The sequence below is a fragment of the Caulobacter sp. 602-1 genome (assembly GCF_003931565.1).
GTDB lineage: Bacteria > Pseudomonadota > Alphaproteobacteria > Caulobacterales > Caulobacteraceae > Caulobacter.
Map to the genome: position 1 here is coordinate 1 of NZ_RRYI01000024.1, position 462 is coordinate 462.

Here is a 462-nt window from a genome sequence, read left to right on the forward strand (position 1 = left end):
GATGGACTGGTTGTTGATGCTGATGATGCTGACATCGCGCGGCACCAAAATGCCGGCCTTGGTAAAGGCCTGAATCACGCCCACAGCCAGGGAATCAGTGGCCACGATAAAGCAGTCAGGCATATTGCTGCCGAGCTTGGCCACAATCGTTTCGCCGTGCTTGCGGCCGGTTTCCACGCTGACCTGGCCGCCGGTAAATATCAGCCCTGCGGTTTCCAGGCCAAGGCGTTCGCACCAGTCGCGGTATGCCATCGTACGGATGTCTTCGGGGTACTCGTAGGTGCCCATCATGCGGCCTTCGCCGCCGATAAATCCGATTCTGGTCATGCCGCGGGCTCTGGCTTCGCTCAAGGCGTCCAGTATGGTTTGCAGCAGATCCGGCTGCACGGAGCTGAAAAGATTCGGGGCTGGGTTCACATCGATGAACACACCATGTGGCAGTACTTCATGAAGCCTTTCCAG

Annotated in this window: 1 protein-coding gene; it reads right to left on the minus strand. The window is 58.0% G+C overall.

The annotated features are described in order from the left end of the window. Positions 1-462: substrate-binding domain-containing protein (locus EIK80_RS25065; protein WP_158624757.1), on the minus strand; the 462-nt coding region annotated here is incomplete at both ends.